This is a genomic window from Meiothermus sp. QL-1 (assembly GCF_003351145.1).
GTDB lineage: Bacteria > Deinococcota > Deinococci > Deinococcales > Thermaceae > Meiothermus.
In genome coordinates this window covers 15797-35482 of sequence record NZ_QQSV01000002.1, presented here as the reverse complement: position 1 = coordinate 35482, position 19686 = coordinate 15797, and the positions used below count along the sequence as shown (strand labels likewise).

General features: G+C 69.1%; 15 protein-coding genes and 1 riboswitch. Of the genes, 14 read left to right on the top strand and 1 reads right to left on the bottom strand.

The genetic code is table 11. From position 1 onward, the window contains the following. Positions 1-45 precede the first annotated feature (45 nt). Together upp and DV704_RS02870 are read left to right on the top strand one after the other, a co-directional pair. Positions 46-672 (top strand): uracil phosphoribosyltransferase, encoded by a 627-nt coding sequence (gene upp, locus DV704_RS02875; protein WP_114798069.1) that lies wholly within the window; start codon positions 46-48, stop codon positions 670-672. After that, on the top strand, positions 669-1769 hold the full coding sequence (locus DV704_RS02870) for an MraY family glycosyltransferase (protein WP_114798068.1): 1101 nt from the start codon (positions 669-671) through the stop codon (positions 1767-1769). The genes upp and DV704_RS02870 overlap by 4 nt, the downstream gene beginning before the upstream one ends. 1 nt (position 1770) lies before the next feature. Here DV704_RS02870 and DV704_RS02865 read toward each other — a convergent pair whose 3' ends face one another. Further along, the gene (locus tag DV704_RS02865) at positions 1771-2550 is read right to left on the bottom strand and encodes an ABC transporter permease (RefSeq protein ID WP_114798067.1); all 780 of its coding nucleotides are present in this window, start codon (positions 2548-2550) and stop codon (positions 1771-1773) included. Between the two features lie 83 nt (positions 2551-2633). Further along, positions 2634-2774, top strand: a riboswitch (cobalamin riboswitch). Between the two features lie 86 nt (positions 2775-2860). Here DV704_RS02865 and DV704_RS02860 point away from each other — a divergent pair. The 12 genes from DV704_RS02860 (at position 2861) to DV704_RS02805 (ending at position 19678) form a co-directional block, all read left to right on the top strand. Further along, positions 2861-3727 (top strand): ABC transporter substrate-binding protein, encoded by an 867-nt coding sequence (locus DV704_RS02860; RefSeq protein ID WP_114798066.1) that lies wholly within the window; start codon positions 2861-2863, stop codon positions 3725-3727. 3 nt (positions 3728-3730) lie between these two features. Continuing rightward, on the top strand, positions 3731-4780 hold the full coding sequence (locus DV704_RS02855) for an iron ABC transporter permease (RefSeq protein ID WP_114798065.1): 1050 nt from the start codon (positions 3731-3733) through the stop codon (positions 4778-4780). A gap of 2 nt (positions 4781-4782) precedes the next feature. Beyond that, complete coding sequence (gene cobO / locus DV704_RS02850; RefSeq protein WP_114798412.1) at positions 4783-5346, top strand: cob(I)yrinic acid a,c-diamide adenosyltransferase; 564 nt, start codon at positions 4783-4785, stop codon at positions 5344-5346. Between the two features lie 3 nt (positions 5347-5349). Further along, a complete protein-coding gene (locus DV704_RS02845; RefSeq protein ID WP_114798064.1) occupies positions 5350-9639 on the top strand; it encodes a cobaltochelatase subunit CobN in 4290 nt (1429 codons plus the stop codon). Further along, a complete protein-coding gene (locus DV704_RS02840; RefSeq protein WP_114798063.1) occupies positions 9636-11216 on the top strand; it encodes an ATP-binding protein in 1581 nt (526 codons plus the stop codon). Before DV704_RS02845 ends, DV704_RS02840 begins: the two co-directional genes overlap by 4 nt. Further along, a complete protein-coding gene (locus tag DV704_RS02835) occupies positions 11213-12601 on the top strand; it encodes a cobyric acid synthase (RefSeq protein ID WP_114798062.1) in 1389 nt (462 codons plus the stop codon). Before DV704_RS02840 ends, DV704_RS02835 begins: the two co-directional genes overlap by 4 nt. Before the next feature lie 264 nt (positions 12602-12865). Further along, on the top strand, positions 12866-13675 hold the full coding sequence (locus DV704_RS02830) for a menaquinone biosynthesis family protein (RefSeq protein WP_114798061.1): 810 nt from the start codon (positions 12866-12868) through the stop codon (positions 13673-13675). Positions 13676-13746: 71 nt separating this feature from the next. After that, positions 13747-14388: a Crp/Fnr family transcriptional regulator gene (locus DV704_RS02825; RefSeq protein ID WP_114798060.1), complete on the top strand. Its 642-nt coding sequence runs from the start codon at positions 13747-13749 to the stop codon at positions 14386-14388. Positions 14389-14435: 47 nt separating this feature from the next. Beyond that, a complete protein-coding gene (gene bshC / locus DV704_RS02820) occupies positions 14436-15935 on the top strand; it encodes a bacillithiol biosynthesis cysteine-adding enzyme BshC (RefSeq protein ID WP_114798059.1) in 1500 nt (499 codons plus the stop codon). Positions 15936-15976: 41 nt separating this feature from the next. Continuing rightward, on the top strand, positions 15977-17101 hold the full coding sequence (locus DV704_RS02815; RefSeq protein ID WP_114798058.1) for a SpoIID/LytB domain-containing protein: 1125 nt from the start codon (positions 15977-15979) through the stop codon (positions 17099-17101). A 53-nt stretch (positions 17102-17154) separates the two neighbouring features. Beyond that, the gene (locus tag DV704_RS02810) at positions 17155-18396 is read left to right on the top strand and encodes a S41 family peptidase (RefSeq protein ID WP_114798057.1); all 1242 of its coding nucleotides are present in this window, start codon (positions 17155-17157) and stop codon (positions 18394-18396) included. Between the two features lie 4 nt (positions 18397-18400). Next, on the top strand, positions 18401-19678 hold the full coding sequence (locus DV704_RS02805; protein ID WP_114798056.1) for a S41 family peptidase: 1278 nt from the start codon (positions 18401-18403) through the stop codon (positions 19676-19678). Positions 19679-19686 lie beyond the last annotated feature (8 nt).

Below are 19686 nucleotides of genomic sequence, written 5' to 3'. Positions count from 1 at the left end.
CTTGCGTTGCCCTAGCTTTGGGGGCGGTGTTACGATTCAGCCAGCATGAAGCTCACCGTAGTGGACCATCCCCTCGTCCAGCACAAGCTGGCCATTCTGCGGGACAAACACACCGGCAACAAGGAGTTCCGCGAGCTGATGGAGGAGGTTACCCTGCTTTTGGCCTACGAGGCCATGCGCGACCTGGAGCTCGAGCCCGTAGCCATCGAGACCCCCCTCACCCCTACCACGGCCTACATGCTCTCGGGCAAGAAACTGGCAGTAGTGGCCATCCTACGGGCCGGGCTGGTGATGGTGGACGGCATCCTGCGGCTGGTGCCGGCCGCCCGGGTGGGCCACATCGGGCTTTACCGCGACCCCGAAACCCTGAAGCCGGTGGAGTACTACTGCAAACTCCCCTCCGATATCGCCGAGCGGCGGGTTTTTCTAGTAGACCCCATGCTGGCCACGGCCGGAAGCGCGGTTCACGCCATCTCGCTGCTCAAAGACCGGGGCGCTCAGCAGATCAAGCTCATGGGCATCATCGCAGCCCCTGAGGGCATCGCGCGGGTCCAGGCAGCTCACCCCGAGGTGGAGATCGTGGTGGCCGCGGTGGATAGCCACCTGAACGACCACGGCTACATCGTGCCAGGTCTGGGCGATGCGGGGGACCGCATCTACGGTACCAAATGATAGAGTTCCTCAAGTCTATCGGCATCGCCAACCCTACCGGCAGCGGTTGGCTGGTGGTGGTCTTCACCTTCGCCGTGGCCTGGGCGGTGACCTGGCGCTTCATGCCCTGGGTGCGGCAGTTCGCCCTGCAGGTGGGCTGGGCCGACCAGCCCAACGCCCGCCGGCTGAACCGGGAACCCCTGCCCAACGCCGGGGGGCTGGCCATCTTCGCCGGGGTGGTGGCCGCCCTGGTCTTCGCCACCGCGCTGCGCCCCATCCTGATTCAGGAGGTGCAGGTACAGGTGCTGGCCATCCTGCTGGGGGGGTCTATTCTGGTGCTGGTGGGCTTCGTGGACGACCAGTTCGGCCTGCCGCCCTTGTTCCGCTTGCTGGTACAGCTTCTGGCCGCGCTTCTTCTGGTTGCGGTGGACATCCGCTTCCACGCCGCTTTTGGCACCGCTTTGGACCCTCTTTGGGGCATCCTCCTCACCATCGTCTGGGTGGTAGGCATCACCAACGCCATCAACCTGATGGACGGGGTGGACGGCCTGGCCGGCGGGGTGGCCTTCATCACCGCCATGAGCCTGCTGGCGGTCTCGGCGCAAAATCCCCAGTGGGCCGCGGCCACCTTGGTGCTGGCCGCTTTAGCCGGGGCTGCGCTGGGCTTTTTGCGCCACAACTTCTACCCTTCCAAGATCATCATGGGCGACGCGGGGGCCTATTTCTTCGGCTACGTGCTGGCCGCCACCGCGCTTCTGGGCAGCCTCAAGGTGACCACGGTTTTTTCGCTGGTGCCCACCGCCCTCTTTTTGCTCCTGCCCATTCTGGACACCACCCAGGTCTTCATAAGGCGGCTTCTGCGGGGCCAGAACCCCATGGCCACCCCGGGCAAGGACCACCTCCACCACCGCCTTTTGGCCTGGGGTTTCTCCCAGCGCCGCACCACCCTCACCCTTTGGGCGATTACCCTGGTCTTCAATCTAATCGCCCTGCAGGTGCAGGGGATGAGCCCCCGGGTCATCGGGGTGACCGCCCTGGGCATCGCCCTGCTTCTGGGCTTCACCGTCTGGCGCAAGCTGCGGGCGGTGTGGAAAGAGGCCGAAACCAAGCCCGCCTAGGTCAGCTCGAGGCCGAGGTGTAGCTCCTCAAGGCCAGACGCCAGAAAAGCCGGGCCCCCAGCAGGAGCGCCAGGGCCAGGCCCACGGCCAGCCCAAAGCTGGCCGGGCCCAGCCGGCCGAGCACCGCCTCGGCGGGCACCGTGGTGAGGAAGGCCACCGGCACCAGGAAGGTAAAGACAAATCGGTAGGCAGGGGGGAAGGCCTGCACCGGGAAGCGTCCAGCCTCCAGCAAAGCCCGCAACACCTCCACCGCGTTGGCCACCTTGACGAAGTAGATGCTGGTGGCGCCGATAACGAACCAAAGGCTATAAAGCATCAGCATGGCCGAAGCCAAAAGGAAAATACCCCGCAGGTGGTCCATCCATCCCAGCCCTAGCTGCCCGGCCGCATAGAACCAAAGCCCCAGGCCAATCAGCCCATCGCTCAGGCCCCAGGGCGAGAGGCTGCGGAAGGAAAGCCAGAACTGGCTGTCGATGGGTTTGAGCAGCACGAAGTCTAAAGTGCCCTTCTGCACGTGCTCCACGATGCGGCCCAGGTTGGGGTACAAAAGCACCAGAGAAAAGCCATCCAGCATCAAAAAAGCCGCCAGCACCAGCAGCGCCTCCTCAAAGCGCCACCCCCCTGGCTGGTAGCCGCCTTGGTAGAGGAGCGAGATACCAAAAAGGCTCCCGGCTGCCCCTCCCAAAGCCGAAAGAGCGGCCAGAAAGAAGTTGCCACGGTACTCGAGCTCTGCGGCCAGCGCCGTGGTCCAAAAACGCCAGAGCACCCTCAGATAGCGCACCCTTCCAGGCTACCCGGTTGCCCGGCTTGTCCAAAGCCCCTGGCCCAGGCTAAATTGTAACGTGCGACCCGCTAGGGTTTAGCAAAGCTCGAGCCGCTCTCGGTGGCTGGGCGCGTAGTCCAGCCTTAAAGTGGGGAAGTCCGGTGAAAGTCCGGCGCTGTTGCGCAGCGGTAAGGGGCCCAAGGCCCTAAGCCCGAATACCTGCCGAGAAGTCCTCAGGAGCCGCAACTGAGGACTCCCGCGCACAACGGGAGAGAACGGGGTTCCCGGTCTCATGGCGAAATCCAAGCTCGAGCTTTAGGGAGCCACAATGAAACGAACCCTCTTTGTCCTGCTGACACTCCTCCTCGGTCTTGCTCTAGCCCAGTTTCCCCTCACCCTCACCGACGACCAGGGCCGCACCATCACCCTACAAAAGCCACCCCAGCGCATCGTGACCATGCTGCCCTCGGCCACCGAGACCATCTGCAGCCTGTCCGAGGCAGCCTGCCGGCGCATCGTGGCCACCGACCAGTTCTCCAACTGGCCGGAGATGGTGCGCAACCTGCCCAAGGCCGGGGGGCTCATCAACCCCAACCCCGAACTCATCGTGGCCCTCAAGCCCGACCTGGTAATTGTGAACTCGCCCCGCATCGTGGACACCCTCGAGCGGGCCGGCCTCACCGTCTACATCACCCGGCCCCAGACCTACGCCGACATCTTCCGCACCGCCAGGGTCTACGGCCAGATGCTTGGGATGCGGGCCGAGGCCGAGCGGCTGGTGGCCCGCATCCAGGCCGAGGTCTTCGCCCTGGAAAGCCAGGCCGCCAAGGCCAAGGAGCGCCCCACCGTCTACTACGAGATTGACCCCACCCCTTACACCGCGGGGCCCAGCTCCTTCATCGGCACCCTGATTGAAAAGGCTCGAGGGCAGAACATCATCCCCGCTGAGCTGGGCAACTTCCCCAAGATCAGCCCCGAGCTGGTGCTGCAGCGGAGGCCCCAGGTCATCGTGGTCACCCATCCCGAGGTGGCGGCCATCAAGAACCGGCCCGGCTGGGCTGCCCTCCCCGCGGTGCAGCAAAACCGCATCTGCGCCTTCAGCGGCGAGGCCACCGACCTGCTCTCCCGCCCGGGCCCCCGCGTGGCCCAGGGGCTCAGGCTCCTCATCGGCTGCTTCCACCCTGAGCTCAGGTAGGCCATGCAGGGGCATTTAGGCTGGGGAGGGGTCGGCCTGGCAGCCCGGCGGGGCCTGGTCTTCACCGCTCTGCTCTTTTTCCTGGCCGTAGCGCTGGTCCTGGGGGTAGGACAGGGGGCGGTCCACATCCCCCCGGCCGAGGTGGTGGCGGCCCTGCTCGGCCAGCACGAGAACCCCATCGTCACCGAACTGCGCCTGCCCCGGGTGCTAGGGGCCATGCTGGTGGGGGCTGCTTTGGGTCTGGCTGGCGCTGCCTACCAGGGCCTCTTCCGCAACCCCCTGGCCGACCCCTACTTGATGGGGGTGGCCGCAGGGGCCTCCTTCGGCTTCACCCTCACCCTGAGCCTGAGCGGGGTCCTGGGAGGCTTCGGAGCCGGCCTCTTCTTCGCCAGCCTGCCCACCACCGCGGCTCTGGGGGCCTTCCTGGGGGCGCTGCTGGCGGTGGTGCTAACCCTGAGTCTGGCCGGAGGGGCCCAGAGCGGCCAGCACCTGATCCTGGCCGGGGTGGTGGTGGGCAGCGTGCTCACCGGCCTTTCCACCCTGCTGCTGCTCTTGGACACCGACCGCATCCGCGAGGTCTTCAGCTACACCCTGGGCAGCCTCAGCTTCATGGGCTGGCGGGGGGTGGGGATGCTGGCCCTGGGGCTTTTGCTGGCGCTGCCCCTTTTGTGGGGGCTTTCCAGGACCCTGAACGCCCTGGCCCTGGGGGAGGAGACCGCGCGCAGCCTGGGGCTGCCGCTCCCGGCCCTTCGGCTTTTGCTGGTGGCCCTCTCCACGCTGCTCACCGCCCTCTCGGTGGTACAGGCCGGCATCATCGGCTTCGTGGGCTTCGTGGCCCCCCATGCCCTGCGCCAGCTCGTGGGGGGCGACTACCGCTACCTGCTCCCAGCCTCGGCCCTGGGCGGGGCCCTTCTGCTGGCCCTGGCCGACTGGGCCGCCCGGGCGGTGGTGCGACCGGCTGAGCTGCCGGTAGGGGTGATCACCACCCTGCTGGGCGGGCCTTTCTTCCTCTACCTGCTGTGGCGGGCCCGACGGGAGCTCCGCTGGGGGTGAGCATGGAGGAGCCTAAACGGGAAAAACCCTACCAGAAGCCCACCGGCGAGCGGCGCGGGCTGGTGCTGGTCTACACCGGTGAGGGCAAGGGCAAGACCACCGCCGCTTTGGGCCTGGTGCTGAGGGCGGTGGGGCGGGGGTACAGGGCCCGCATCCTGCAGTTTATGAAGCACGAGGGCGCCGCCTTCGGCGAGCACCGCGCCTTGGCCCAGCTCGGGGTGGAGATCGAGGGGCTGGGGGACGGGTTTAGCTGGAAATCCAAGGACCTGGCCCGCTCGGCGGCCCTGGCCTATGCGGGCTGGCAGAAGGCCCGGGCGCTAATTCTATCGGGCGAGTACTTCCTGGTGGTGCTGGACGAGATCAGCTACCCCCTGCGCTACGGCTGGGTGCCGCTAGAGGAGGTGCTGAGAACCCTGCGCGAACGCCCCAAGGGGGTGCACGTGGTGCTTACCGGACGGGGGATGCCTGAGGAGATTCTCGAGCTGGCCGACACCGTGAGCGAGGTGCGCAAGGTGAAGCACGCCTTCGACGCCGGGGTGCCGGCCCAGCGGGGCATTGAGCACTAGGCCATGACCTACCGCCAGAAAGTCCTGCGCCCGGATGGCCGCCCGGTGCACATCGTGCAGAAGCGGGGCCACCTGAGCTACTGCTACACCGGGTGTTGCTGCGGCCACACCGAGCGGGGCTACGCGAGGGTGCCCGCCGAGGTCTACAAGGAGGAGTGGCTCAGGCGCAGGTTGCGCAACGTGGTGCACCTGACCCGGGGGGGCTGCCTGGGCCCGTGCGCGCTGGCCAACGTGGCCGCGCTGGTCTTCGACGGGCGCTCGGTCTGGTTCCACTCGGTGAATACCCCCTGGCAGGTGCGGCTCATCTTCGACTACATCGAGGCCATGCTGGCCGCCGACCGCTTCCTGCCCCCTCCGCCCGAGCTGGCCGAGTACGTCTTCAACTTCTACGACTGGGAGGCCCGGGGAATCAACCAGACCCCCCCAGCCCCCCTGAAGCCAGCCCCTGGGGGGCTATCGGGCCTGGCCCTTCTGACCCACGCCGACACCGACCTCCTGGCCCTGGAGGCGGCCAAGACCCTCCTGCCCCCTGGCTTTCCCCCCGTGCTGGGGCTGAGCCTCAACCGGCTCAAGACCCCCGAACAGATGGCGCTTTGGCTCCAGGGCCCCCTGGGCGAGGCCCGGGTGGTGCTGCTGCGGCTGCACGGCTCGCTGGAGGGGGTGCCGGGCATAGCGGCCCTCTTGGAGCATGCCCGGGCCCACGGCCAGCACCTCCTCCTGGTGAGCGGCCTGGGCGAGTTTCCCCCAGAGCTAGCTCGGCGGTCCAGCGTGGGCCCGGAGGTCCTGCGCAAGGCCACCGCCTACCTGATGGCCGGCGGGGTGGACAACCTGGTGGAGCTCTGCAAGTACCTTTCAGACGCCCTACTGGGAAGCCGCCTGGGCTACAGCCCACCCGTGCCCCAGCCCGAGCACGGCCTCTACCACCCCCGCCTGCCCCAGGGGGCCAGCCTGGAGGACTGGCAGCGGCTCTGCGACCCCTCGAGGCCCACCGCCGGCATCCTCTTCTACCGGGCTCACTTCCTTTCAGGCAACCTCGCGTTCATAGACGGGCTGGTGGAGGCCCTGGAGGCCCGGGGCATGAACGCTCTTCCCGTCTTCACCTCCTCGCTGCGGTCCATGGAGGAGGGCTTCCCGGCGGCCTTGAGGCTTTTGGAGGGGCGGGTAGACGTGCTGATCTCCACCCTGGCCTTCGCCCTAGGCGCCCAGGGGGAAGGTCAGGGGGCCTTTGAGCGGATGGGGGTGCCGGTGGTGCAGGCCATCGCCGCTGGGATGCCCAAAGGAGCCTGGGAGGTGAGCAGCCGGGGGCTGAACCCCCTCGAGACCGCCATGCACGTGGCCCTGCCAGAGTTTGACGGGCGGCTTATTGGGGTGCCCATCAGCTTCAAGGACCAGGCCCCGCTGTACGCCCCCGAGCCCGAGCGGATGGAGCGGGTGGCGGGCCTGGCCTGGCGGCTTGCCAGCCTGAGGCGAAAGCCCAACGCGGAGAAGCGGGTGGCGCTGGTGCTCACCCACGCCTCGGCCAAGGCCCAGGCTGTGGGGGGAGCGGTGGGGCTCGATACCCCCGCCTCGCTCCTCCGGCTCCTGCGGGCCATGCGGGCCAGGGGCTACACCCTCCCCGAGCTGCCCGAGACCCCCGAGGCCCTGATGGCCCTGCTCCTCAGCGCCGGCAGCTACGATCCCCGCCACCCGCTGGACCCCTCCCGGGTGGTCCGCATCCCCCGCGCCGCCTACCTGCGCTGGTTCCGGGACTTTCCCGAGGCCCTGCGCCTGCGCATGGAGGACTTCTGGGGCACCCCCCGCGAGCGGGGCTACACCCTGCGGGAGGGCCGGCTCAGGACCGATAAGAAGATCCTCTCCAAAGGGCTTGGGGCCCTGGCCCAGCTCAACCTGCAGGAAGAGCCCTACAGCGACGAGGAGAGCTACTGGGTGGCGGCCCTGGAACTGGGGAACGTGCTCATCGCCCTCCAGCCCCCCCGGGGCTACGGCCTCGACCCTGATGCCATCTACCACACCCCCGACCTACCCCCCACCCACCACTACGCCGCTTTCTACCGCTGGCTTGAGGTGGGGTTCGGGGCCGACGCCATCGTGCACATGGGCAAGCACGGCACCCTGGAGTGGCTTCCTGGCAAGGGGGTGGGCCTTTCGGCGGCCTGCGCCCCGGACGCCTTGCTGGGCGAGCTGCCGCTTTTCTACCCCTTCATCCTGAACGACCCCGGGGAGGGCACCCAGGCCAAACGGCGGGCCCACGCCGCCATCGTGGACCACCTGCCCCCACCGCTCACCCTGGCCGAGACCTATGGCCCCCTGGCCCGCCTCAGCGAGCTGGTGAACGAGTACTACGCTCTGGAAAAGCTCGACCCCAGCAAGCTGCCCCTTCTGCAACAGGAAATCTGGCAAATTTTAGAGGAGACCCAGCTCAAGACCGACCTCGAGCTAAAAAGCCTGCTCTCCGCCGACCACGGCGACCACAAGCACGAGTGGGACGAGACCCTCACCCCGGAAGGCATCCCCGCCAGCCTGGCTGAGATGGAGGGCCGCCAGGTGGCCCACCTTTTGGAAGACCTCGAGGGCTACCTCTGCGAGCTGGGGCTGGCCCAGATTCGCGATGGGCTCCACATCCTAGGCCAGCTCCCCCCCCTGGCCGAGACCCTCCGGGCCCTCACCCGGCTGCCCAACGGACCTGTGCCGGGCTGGCTGGCCAGCCTGGCGCGGGCCTACGGGTTCGACCTCGAGGCCCTTCTAGAGCACAAGGGCCGCCGCCTGGACCCCCCCCACCCCCTGGGCCAGAGCCACGCCCAGGTGCTCGAAAGCCTGGAGCGCCTGGCCCTGGAGCTCTACCAGGCCCTGGAGGAGGACCTCGACCCGGAGGCCGCCCTGCGCAGCCTGCCCCCGCCCCTGGCACACCCGGAAGCGCTAGAGGAGCTGAGGCAGACCCTGGTCTATGCCGCCACCCGGCTGGTACCGGCCTTGGAGCGCACCGACGACGAAATTGAGAACCTCCTGCGGGGCCTGGAAGGGGGGTACATCCCCCCGGGCCCGGCCGGGGCCCCCAGCCGCGGCCAGGCCCACGCGCTGCCCAGCGGGCGCAACTTCTACGCGGTGGACCCCCGCGCCCTGCCCTCCCCCGGGGCCTGGCGGGTAGGAGAGCGGCTGGCTCGGGAAACCCTGGAGCGCTACCTCAAGGAGACGGGCCGCTACCCTGAGACGGTGGCCCTCTCGGCCTGGGGCACCGCCCAGATGCGCACCCAGGGCGACGATGTGGCCCAGGTGCTGGCCTTTTTGGGGGTGCGCCCCCGCTGGCATCCGGTGAGCCGGCGTATCGAGGGGCTGGAAGCCATCCCCCTAGGCGAGCTGGGCCGTCCCCGCATCGACGTGGTGCTGCGCATCTCGGGCTTCTTTCGCGACGCCTTCCCCCACCTCATCGCCCTTCTGGACGAAGCCTTCGAGCTGGTGATGCAGCTTCCCGAGCCGCCTGAGCAAAACTACCCCCGCAAGCACTACCTGGCCGAGCTGCAAAAGGAAAGCCAAGAACCCCTGGAAACCCTGGAGGCCCGGGCCCGCTGGCGCATCTTCGGGGCCAAGCCGGGGAGCTACGGGGCAGGGCTGCTGCACCTGATTGAGACCGGCCACTGGGAGGGCCCGGCCGACCTGGCCCAGGTCTACCTTAGCTGGGGGGGGTACGCCTACGGGCGGGATGCGGAAGGGGTAGAGGCCCAGGCCACCTTCGCCGAGCGCCTGAGGCAGGTGGAGCTGGCCCTGCACAACCAGGACAACCGCGAACACGACATCCTGGACGCCGACGACTACTTCCAGTACCACGGGGGGCTTATCGCTGCGGTGCGCGCGCTGCGGGGCGAGGCCCCCCGGGCCTACTTCGGCGACTCCGCCGACCCCGAGCGCCCCCGGGTGCGCGACCTGAGGGAGGAAATCCTCAGGGTCTACCGCAGCCGGGTGGTGAACCCCAAGTGGCTTCAGGCCGTCCAGCGCCACGGCTACAAGGGGGGGCTCGAGCTCGCCGCCACGGTGGACTACCTCTTCGGCTACAGCGCCACCGCCGGGGTGGTGCCGGACTTCGTCTTCGAGGGGGTGGCCGAGGCCTACGCCCTGGACCCGGGCATCCAGGCCTTCCTCAAGGCGGCCAACCCCTGGGCCCTCCAGGCCATCGCCGAACGGCTGCTGGAGGCCAGCGCGCGGGGGCTCTGGCAGGCCCGGGAGGACACTTTGGCCCGCCTGAGGGAGGTAATTTTGGAAAGCGAGGCCGCGCTAGAAGGCCTGGGGGAGGCGCCATGAACTACCCTTTTGCCGCCATCGTGGGCCAGGAGCGGATGCGGCAGGCCCTGCTGCTCGCCGCCACCGACCCGGCGCTCTCGGTGCTTCTGCAGGGGGAAAAGGGCAGCGCCAAGACCACCGCGGCCCGGGCCCTGGCCGAGCTGCTGCCGGAAGGGGCCCCCTTTGTGAACCTGCCCATCGGCACCGGGGAGGAGCGGCTGCTGGGCGGGCTCGACCTGGACAAGGCCCTCTCGGGCCAGCCGGCCCTCAAGCCGGGCCTCTTGAGCCAGGCCCACGGGGGGGTGCTTTACATCGACGAGGTCAACCTGCTGGCCCCCCACCTGACCGACGCCCTGCTGGACGTGGTGGTAAGCGGGGTGGGGCGGCTTGAGCGGGAGGGCTTCAGCCTCACCTACCCCGCCCGCTTCGTGCTTTTGGCCAGCATGAACCCCGAGGAGGGGCGGCTGCGCCCCCAGCTCTTCGACCGCTTCGCCCTCAAGGTGGAGGTCGCGGGCCTCTCCGACCCCGAGGAGCGGGCCCTGGCGGTAGAGCGCCGCCTGGCCTTCGAGCAGAACCCCGAGGGCTTCCGCGCCCGCTTCCACGAGGCCCAGCAGGCCCTGCGGGAGCGGCTACAGGCCGCCCGGGCCAGGCTCCCTGGGGTGGCCCTGACGCCCGAGCTTTTGCAGGAGATCAGCCGCCGGGTGGCCGCCTTGGGCATTGGCAGCCTGCGGCCCGACCTGGCCCTGGCCAGGGCCGCCCGGGCCCTGGCCGCCTGGGAGGGAAAGGAGGTGGACTGGGCCTTGGTGGAGGCGGTCTGGCCCCTGGTGCTGCCCGAGCAACCCTCCCCGCCCCCACCCCCCCCTCCCGCGCCCACCCCCAAGGAGGCCCCCGCCTTCGAGCGAACTTTTGCCCCCCGGCTTCCCCCCCACCCCCTGCGCCTCGAGGCCCCCCAGGGCCCCTCGGCGCGGGCGGTGCTCGAGCCCGAGCCCGAACGCCTGGCGCTTCGGGCCTCCCTGCTCCACCTGGCCCTGCGCAAAGGCGAGCGGCTGGAGCGGCAGGACCTGCACACCTGCCTCGAGGAAGGCCGCGCCAGCCCACGCCTGCTATTGGTGGTGGACGCCAGCGGCTCCTTGGCCGCCCAGGCCCGCATGGCCTGGGCCAAGGGGGCCCTGCTGCGCCTGCTGGAGGAGACCCCCGTGGAGGTGGGCCTCATCACCTTCCGCGGCAGCGGGGCCCGGCTGGTCCTCCCCTTTACCCGCGATTTGGAGGCGGCCCGGCGAACCCTTGAGCACCTCCCCGCCGGGGGCCGCACCCCTCTGGCCGCCGCCCTGGCGCTGGCCCTGGAGCACCTGGACGAGCGCACCCGGCTGGTGCTGGTCACCGACGGGCGGGCCAACGTGCCCCACCAGGGGGGCGACCCCTGGGCCGAGGCCCTGGCCCTGGCCCGACGCATCCGGGGCCGGGCGGCGGTGCTGGACGCGGAGGCCGGCCCCAGCCCGCTGGGCCGGGCCCGCCAACTGGCCGAGGCCATGGGGGCTGTCTACGCCCGGCTCGAGGACCTGAACGACCACGCCCTTTTGCTCAGGCTGGGGGTATGAACGGCAGGGCCATCATGGTCCAGGGCACCAGCAGCGGGGCCGGCAAGAGCTTTCTGGCCACGGCCCTCTGCCGCTACTACGCCCGGCTGGGGCTGCGGGTGGCCCCCTTCAAGGCCCAGAACATGAGCAACAACGCAAGGGTGGTAGCGGGGGGCGAGATGGGCAGCGCGCAGTACTTCCAGGCCTTGGCCGCCCGCGCCGTACCCGAGGTGCGGATGAACCCGGTGCTTCTCAAGCCCGAGGGCGACCAGAAAAGCCAGGTGGTGGTGCTGGGGCGGCCCGACCCGGCCCTCTCGCGCCTGCCCTGGCACGCGCGCAAGGCCCGGCTCTGGCCGGTGGTCAGGCGGGCTTTGCTCGAGCTGATGGAGGCCTATGAGCTCGTCATCCTCGAGGGGGCGGGCAGCCCGGCGGAAATCAACTTGAAGCACAGCGACATCGTGAACATGCGCGTCGCCCTGGAAGCCCGGGCCCGGGTGCTCCTGGTGGCCGATATCGACCGGGGTGGGGCCTTCGCCCACCTGTATGGCACCTACGCCCTGCTGGAGCCAGAGGAGCGGGCGCTGATCCGGGGCTTCGTGCTCAACAAGTTCCGGGGGGACCCCAGCCTCCTCTCCCCCGCCCCCGAGCGGCTGGAGGCCCTCACCGGCGTGCCCACGGTGGCGGTGCTGCCCTACTGGCCGGACCACGGCCTGCCCGAGGAGGACGGGGTCTTCGACGCCCGCCCGGTGGGCCAGGGCTTCACGGTGGCGGTGGTGGCCTACCCCCGGGCCTCCAACCTGGACGAGCTCGAGCCCCTCAAGCACCTGCCGGGGGTGCGGCTGGTCTGGGCCCGGCAGCCCGAGGTGCTGGAAGGGGCTGGGCTGGTGGTGCTGCCGGGCTCTAAACACACCGCCAGCGACCTGGCCTGGCTTCAGGCCCGGGGCCTGGCCGAGGCCCTGCGCGCCCACGCCCAGGCTGGAAGACCCCTCCTGGGCATCTGCGGGGGGCTGCAGATGCTAGGCCGGGCCCTCCACGACCCTTCGGGCATCGAAAGCCCCGGCAGCCACACGGGGCTCGGGCTGCTGCCGCTGGAGACCGTATTCAAAGCGGAAAAAATCCAGCGCCACACCCGGCTTCGTCTGGAGGGGCTCACCGGCTTCTGGCGGGCGCTGGAGGGGCTGGAGGTAGCGGGCTACGAGATTCGCCACGGCGAGAGCGGGGGGCTTTACTTCCAGCAGGGCAGCGTCCTGGGGCTCTACCTGCACGGGCTCTTCGAGAATCCAGAGGTTCTGGGGCGGCTTTTTGGTCAGGAAGGCGGGGGCCTCGAGGCCCGCTTCGAGGCCATGGCCGACCTGGTGGCGGCGCAGTTCCGCCCGGGCTTCCTGGAAAGCCTGCTGGAGCGCTAGCGCACCCGGCGGAAGGCCAGGTAAATCAGCCCCACAGCGCCCAGGGCCACCAACAACCCCACCCAGCCCTCGCGCAGCAGCCCTGCCCAGCCCTCCTAGCTGTGGATGCCGGCGGCCCAGTAGCCAAAGGCCACCCCTATCGCGCCAATGAGGAGATCGCGCAGCAGTTTTTGTTGCTTCACACTTTACATTGTGGCCCACCGCGGTCAGCGGGCTGTCAGCCGAGGCACACACCCCCCCCGGCCTCCGCGCTAGCCTGGGGCCGTGCGACTCGGCTATTCCTTCTGCCCCAACGACACCTTTATCTTCTACGCCCTGGCCCACGGCAAAATTCCCCTTCCCTTCCCCATAGAAGAGGAGCTGGAAGACGTGGAGACCCTGAACCGCTGGGCCCTGGAGGGCCGGCTGCCGCTCACTAAGATAAGCTACGCGGCCTACGGGCACCTGCGCGAGCAGTACGTGGCGCTGCGCTCGGGCGGGGCCTTGGGGCGTGGGGTGGGGCCGTTGCTGGTGGCCCGGGCCCCTATAGGAGGGCTAGAGGAGCGGCGGGTGGCCATCCCGGGGCGCTACACCACGGCCTTTCTTCTGCTCTCCTTGCACAGCCCGGGCTTCATCCCGGTAGAGATGCGCTACGACCAGATCATGCCCGCCGTGGCGCGGGGCGAGGCCGAGGCCGGGCTCATCATCCACGAGTCGCGCTTCACCTACCCGCGCTACGGCCTGGTGAGGCTGCTGGACCTGGGGGAGTGGTGGGAAGAGGAGACCGGCCTGCCGCTGCCCTTGGGGGCCATCCTGGCCCGGCGCGACCTGGGCGAGGCGACCATCCGGACCCTGGACGCCGCGGTGCGCGCCAGCCTCGAGTACGCCCAGGCCCACCCCGAGGAAACCGTGGCCTACATCAAGGCCCACGCCCAGGAGCTGGAGGACGAGGTGGTATGGGCCCACATCCGGACCTACGTCAACGAGTTCTCGCTCGATGTGGGCCCCGAGGGCGAGGCGGCGGTGGCCGAGCTCTTCCGCCGGGGCCAGGCGGCCGGGCTGCTGCCCCCCTCGAGCCAGCCCCTCTTTCCCTAATGTAGGCTGCACACAATTTGTATGCTGCGCTTGAGATGCGGCCACAGCCCAAGCAATAAATTTTGGTAAGCATGATACCGGAGGCCATCGCCGCCCTGTCCCTGGAGGCCCGCGCCGAGGCCGAGCGGGTCTTCCACAGCTTCACCGCCCGGCGGGGCAGCTACATCTGCTATCCCCAGGACGAGGCCAAAACCCTCTACTACGTGGTGGACGGCTGGGTGCGGCTTTTCCAGCTAGGGAAGCGCGAGGAAGAGGTGACCCTCACCGTGGTGGGGGCGGGGGAGATCTTCGGCGAGGGGGCCCTTCTGCCCGAGGGGCGCTACGGGGTTTTCGCCGAGGCCCTGGTGGACTCAGAGCTGCTCTCGGCCAGCCGTGAGGACCTGCAGCGCCTCACCAGCCGCTTTCCCGAGGTCCAGATGGCCTTCGTAAAGCTGCTCTCCCACCGGCTGCGCAAGGCCGAGGAGCGCCTGCGCGACCTCCGCTTCAAAGAGGTGCTGCCCCGGCTGGCCAAGGCCCTGCTCACGGCCATGCGCAAGGGCGAGGGCGGACTGGAGGTGACCCTTTCCCACCAAGACCTGGCCCACCTGGCAGGTTCCACGCGCGAGACCATCACCAAGGTGCTGGGCGAGCTGGCCATGAGCGATGCCATCGAGCTGGGCTATCGGCGCATCCTGATTCTGGACCCCGAGGCCCTGCGGCAGGTGGCGCTGTGACAAGCCGCAGCATCTTGTTCCAGGAAAGGCGTTAGAATCCCCTGGTTATGCCGGACGCCCTGCGCCTCTTTCTGCCCTTCGGCCCAGAAGACCTGCCGAAGGTGCTCTCCACTCCCCGGGAGGCCCCGCGCGAGGCTCTGGGCCGGGGGCTTCTGGCCTACTTGAGGCGGCTTGGGGCGCCGGAGGAGAGCCTTCGGGCCGCCCAGCAACTCGCCCACCCCGAGAGCCGGGCCATCGTCGCAGGGCAGCAAGCTGGGCTGCTCACCGGCCCGGCCTACACCTTCTACAAGGCCCACACCGCCTTGAAGCTGGCTGCCCAGCACACCCAGCCCCACCGGCCGGTGGTGGCGGTCTTCTGGGTGGCCTCGCAGGACCACGACACCGACGAAATCCGGCAGGTAGAGCTGCTGGGCTTCGAGGAGCGCATCTACCGCCTGGCGCTTGACCTGCCCTCTGCTCACCCCGCAGGGCGAATTCCCTTTGGCCCCCATACCGGCGCGGTCTGCCAGCTCCTGAGCGAGTTTGGGGGGGATGCCTCGGTGCGGGCCCGGCTGTGCCAAGCCATGCTGGGGGAGTGGCGGTTCGGCGAGGTCTTCGCCCGAATGCTGCTGGAGTTCCTGGGGCCTTTGGGCCTGGTGGTCTTCGACCCCATGGCCCCCGAGCTGGCCCCCCTCTTCATCCCGGGGCTGAAGCGCGAGCTCGAAGACCCTCTGGCCTCCGCCGAGGCCATCAACCAGACCGCCCGGGCCATGCGGCAAGCAGGCCTCGAGCCCACCCTGGGCCGCGGCGAGGCCGCCACCAACCTGTTTTTGGAGGGGGAGGATGGCCGGCGCCGCCTGCTGCGCTACCGCAGCGGCCGCTTTGAGGACGGAACCAGGAGCTACACGCCAGCCCAGCTCGAGGACATCCTGGCCCAGGACCCCGCCCGCCTCACCCCTGCCGCGGGCCTGCGGCCGGTGCTGCAGGACAGCGTGCTGCCCACCGCCGGGCTGGTGGTGGGGCCGGGCGAGATCCGCTACGTGGCCGAGCTGGGGGGGGTCTACGCCCTGCACGGCCTGCGCATGCCTGCAATCATCCCCCGTCTACAGGCAACGGTGCTCGAGCCCCCCATAATCCGCATCCTGCAGAAGTACAGGCTCGACCCCTGGGCCTTCCAGGAAGACCCCGAGGGGAGCTTCAAGGCCGTGCTGGCCCAGCAGGACGAACGTGTACAGGCCCTACGAACCCACCTAGAGCGCGTGCGCGCTGAACTGGAGAAAGTCCGGACCCTGCTGCCCGACCCCACCCTGGCCCGTCCCCTCCACCGGGCCCAGGTGCGCATTGCCCACGAAATCGAGCGCCTGGAGCGCAAGGTGCTGGAGGGGGCCCTGCGCCAGGAAAACACCACCGGTGCCCAGTTTGCCCGCCTGCAACGCCACCTGGCCCCCGCCGGTCCGCAGGAGAGGACCTACCCCTTCCCCATGTACCTGCTCAAACAGGGGGAGGAGGTTCTGCACCGGCTGCAGGCCCTTCCCCCCACCGGCCGGCACCTCATTCCGCTGGGCTGAGATGAACCGCCCCGACGGGGCCCCAGGGCTATACTGGGCCCATGGTGCGTCCTCTTGCCCTCTGCTTTGCGCTGCTGGGGGTAGCCCTGGGCCAACAGGACCTGCTTTTGCGGGCGCTGCTGCTGGAGGCGGCCTCAGCCCAGGTGCTGATAGGCCCGCACCAACGGGTGGGGGCTGGGGGCAGCCTGGCCCAGGGGGGCGGGGCTTTCCGGGTCTGGGCTGGCAGCGGCGGGGTGGTGGTGGAGGGCCAGGAGGTGGGGCCCTGGGTGGAGTTCGCTGCCCCAGAGGGCTTCAGCCTGAACGGTCGCAGCTACCGCGGCCACCTGCTGGTGGTGGCCCAGGAGGGCCGGCTGCTCTTCATCAACCGGGTCTGGCTCGAGGACTACCTGCTGGGCGTGGTGCCTGCCGAGGTGCCGGCCTCCTTCCCCGAGGCTGTCCTCCAGGCCCAGGCCATCCTGGCCCGCACCTTCGCCCTCTATCGCCTCAACCCCCAGGGGCTCTACGACCTCTGCGCCTCCGAGCGCTGCCAGGTCTATCTGGGCCGTGCCGCCGAGAGCCCCAGGCACACCCAGGCCGTGCTGGCCACCCGCGGGCTCATCGTAAGCCACAACCAAAGGCCCATCACCGCGGTCTACCACGCCGACTCAGGGGGCTACACCGCCTCGGCAAGCGAGGTTTGGGGAAATAGCCTCCCCTACCTGCAAGCCCGCCCCGACCCCTACGCCCAAAGCCCCCACAGCACCTGGAGCCGCTCCCTTACCCCCGAGGCGGTGGCCCGGGGGCTGGCAGGGCTCGGCCTTTCAGTGGGCAGCGTGCAGACTGTTGCCCCAATCCTCTACAGCGAAAGCGGCCGGCCTTTGCGGCTTAGGGTGGTTGGAAGCCAGGGGGCGCTCGAGCTGGACGCAGTGCAGGCCACCCGGCTGCTGCGCGGGCTGGGGCTGCCCTCCACCCGGGTGCGCTTCGAAGGGTTCTGGGTCTACGGCCAGGGCAGCGGCCATGGGGTAGGCCTGAGCCAGTGGGGGGCCCGGGGGCTGGCCCTTCTGGGCTGGGACTTTCGCCAGATCCTGGGCTACTACTACCCAGGAACCTTCCTGAGCAGCTTCGAGGTGGTGGAAGGGGTGCGGACCGGGTGGCTCGCCCTTGAGCCCGCCCCTCCTGGCTTTTAGACAATTTGCGCCCGTTTACCATCGCCCTCACATTTTCCTGCTTATATTGAAGCATGACCCTGCGAACGGCCCTCCTAGGCTTGCTGCTTGGCCTTGCACCGGCGCTGGCCTCGCCCGCCCAGAGTCTCTTCGACCAGGCCACCTTCCTCATCGGCTTCTACTACAACGGCCCGGCCAAGGTCCCTCCCTTCCGCGAACTAAGGCGGCAGTACCAGCCCGAGCTGGACCGGCTCTGCGCCGCTGAGCGCGAGCGCTGCGGCTACGATAAGGCCCGGCAGGTCATCGAGCGCATCGTGAAGGATATCGGCGACCCCTTCACCACCCTTATCACCCGCGAGGAACTGATCGACGACCAGCGCTACGGCGCCGGCCTAGGGCCCGCAGCCCCCCGCATTGGGGTCTGGGTACGCGAGACCCCGAGGGGCTTGGTGGTGACCGAGGCCTTCCCCGGCGAGCCTGCCCACGAAGCGGGCCTCCGGCGGGGCGACCTCATCGTGCAGATTGCCGGCCAGCCCGCCACCCTGGCCCGGCTCAAGGCCGCCGAGAGCGCCCAACGCCCCATCAGCCTCAGCTACAGCCGCCAGGGCAGCCCCCGCAGCCTCACCCTGACCCCCAGGGTCGCCCAGGCCAGCATGCAACCCAGGCTCGAGCTGCGCGGCAACATCGCCTACCTCCGGGTCTACCACCTCTACAGCTCCGATGAGTTCTCCCCCGCCCAGCGCATCCACGACGCGGCCCGCCAGGCCGAGCAGGCCGGGGCCCGGGGCATGGTCATCGACCTGCGCGACGCCCTGACCGGCTACGACTCCGAGGCCCTGCTGGCCGCCGCGGCCTTCACTGGGGGTGGGGGCTTCATCTACGACCGCCGCTTCCAGGGCCAGGACGAGACCCATACCGTGGAAAACGGCCGCTTAAAGGTCAAGTACGAAAACGGCGACGAGGAGGAGCTCAGCGCCCTCAAAGCGCCTTACCTGGCCCACCTGCCGGTGGTGGTGCTGGTCAACCGCCACACCTTCAACTCCACCGAGATGCTGGCCTACTTCCTGCAAAAAGCCGGGCGGGCCCGGGTGGTGGGCGAGCCCACCGCCGGGGCCCTGGGCATGTCGGGCAGCGCTGAAGGCCCCCTCATCAACGGGGAGTTCATCGCGGTCTCCTCGCTGCGCATGCGCCACCTGGACGGCTCCCTTTTCCCCCTGCGGGTTACCCCAGACGTCGCAATGGAAGACGACCTAGAAGCCCTTATCGCTGGACGCGACGTGATTTTGGAGCGCGCCCTGCAACTTCTCGGCAGGTGAAGCTATGCGGAAAGTTCTGGCCACCCTGGCGCTTCTGCTGGCCCCGGTTCTGGCCTCGCCCGCCCAGGACCTCTTTGACCAGGCCAGCTTCTACCTGGAGTTCTACTACAACGGACCCTCCACCCTCAGCCTCAAGGAGCTCACCGCCCGCTACCAAGGGGAGCTGGAGCGGGTCTGCGCCCCAAGGAGGGAGAGCTGCCCCTATGACCAGGCTGTGCCGGTTATCCAGCGCATGATCGAGGAGCTCAGGGACAACCACACCTACTACCTGAGCCCCGAGGCCCTGCGCAGCGCGCGCGAAAGCCGCCAGGGCAACGCCCCCTCCCGCACCCTGCGCATCGGCATCACCCACGTGCCCATCCCAGGCTCCCGCGACCGGCTGATCGTGGACGTGGTGGAGGGAGGCCCTGCCGATGAGGCCGGCCTCCAGTACGGCGACCGCATCATCGCCGTCAACGGTCGCCCCCTAAATGAGCTTCCCGACGAAAACCAGGCCGCCCAGTTCCTGGTGCAGGCCGTGCAGAGCGGACGACCTGTGGTCCTCACCATCCTTCGGGGCCCCGAACGGCAGCGGCTGGAGATCACCCTCACCGGGCGGGAGATCAACCTGGCCCGCTTCCCCTCGCTCAAGCTCCGGCCCGACGGGGTGGCCGTTCTCCGTATCCCCGACTTCGACGCCCAGGGCCAGGTGGGCCGAAGGGTGCACGAGCTGGTGCGCGAGGCCCAGCAGAAGGGAGCCCGGGCCATGATTCTGGAGCTGCGGGGCAACTCCGGCGGTCTTCTCAACGAGATGATTCTAGCCGCCGCGGCCTTCCTGGACGAGGCCTACGTGGCCCTCTCCGACCGCTATCAGACCGAGCGCACCGAGTTCCGTATCCGCGATGGGCGCCTGACCATCACCCGCAACGGCCAGACCGAAAGCGCCAACCTACCTTTCCTAGCCCGCTGGCGGGGACCCCTGGCCGTGCTTATCGACGAGAACACCGCCTCGGGCGGGGAGTACCTGGCCGCAGCCATCCAAAAAGCCCGGGTCGCCCCCCTGATCGGGGTGCCCACCCTGGGTATTGGCAACACCACCACCCGCCCCTTCAACCTGATCAACGGCGGGGCCCTAAGCATTTCCTACAACCGGGCCTACTTTGCCGACGGCACCCCATATCCCGAGCGGGCTCTTCCCGACATCGTGGTACAGAGCTCCATAGAGCAGCTGGCCAACACCGGGCGCGACCTTCCCTTCGAGAAGGCCCTGGAGGCGCTGGGAATTCGGGCGGGCAATCGCTAAAAAACCCG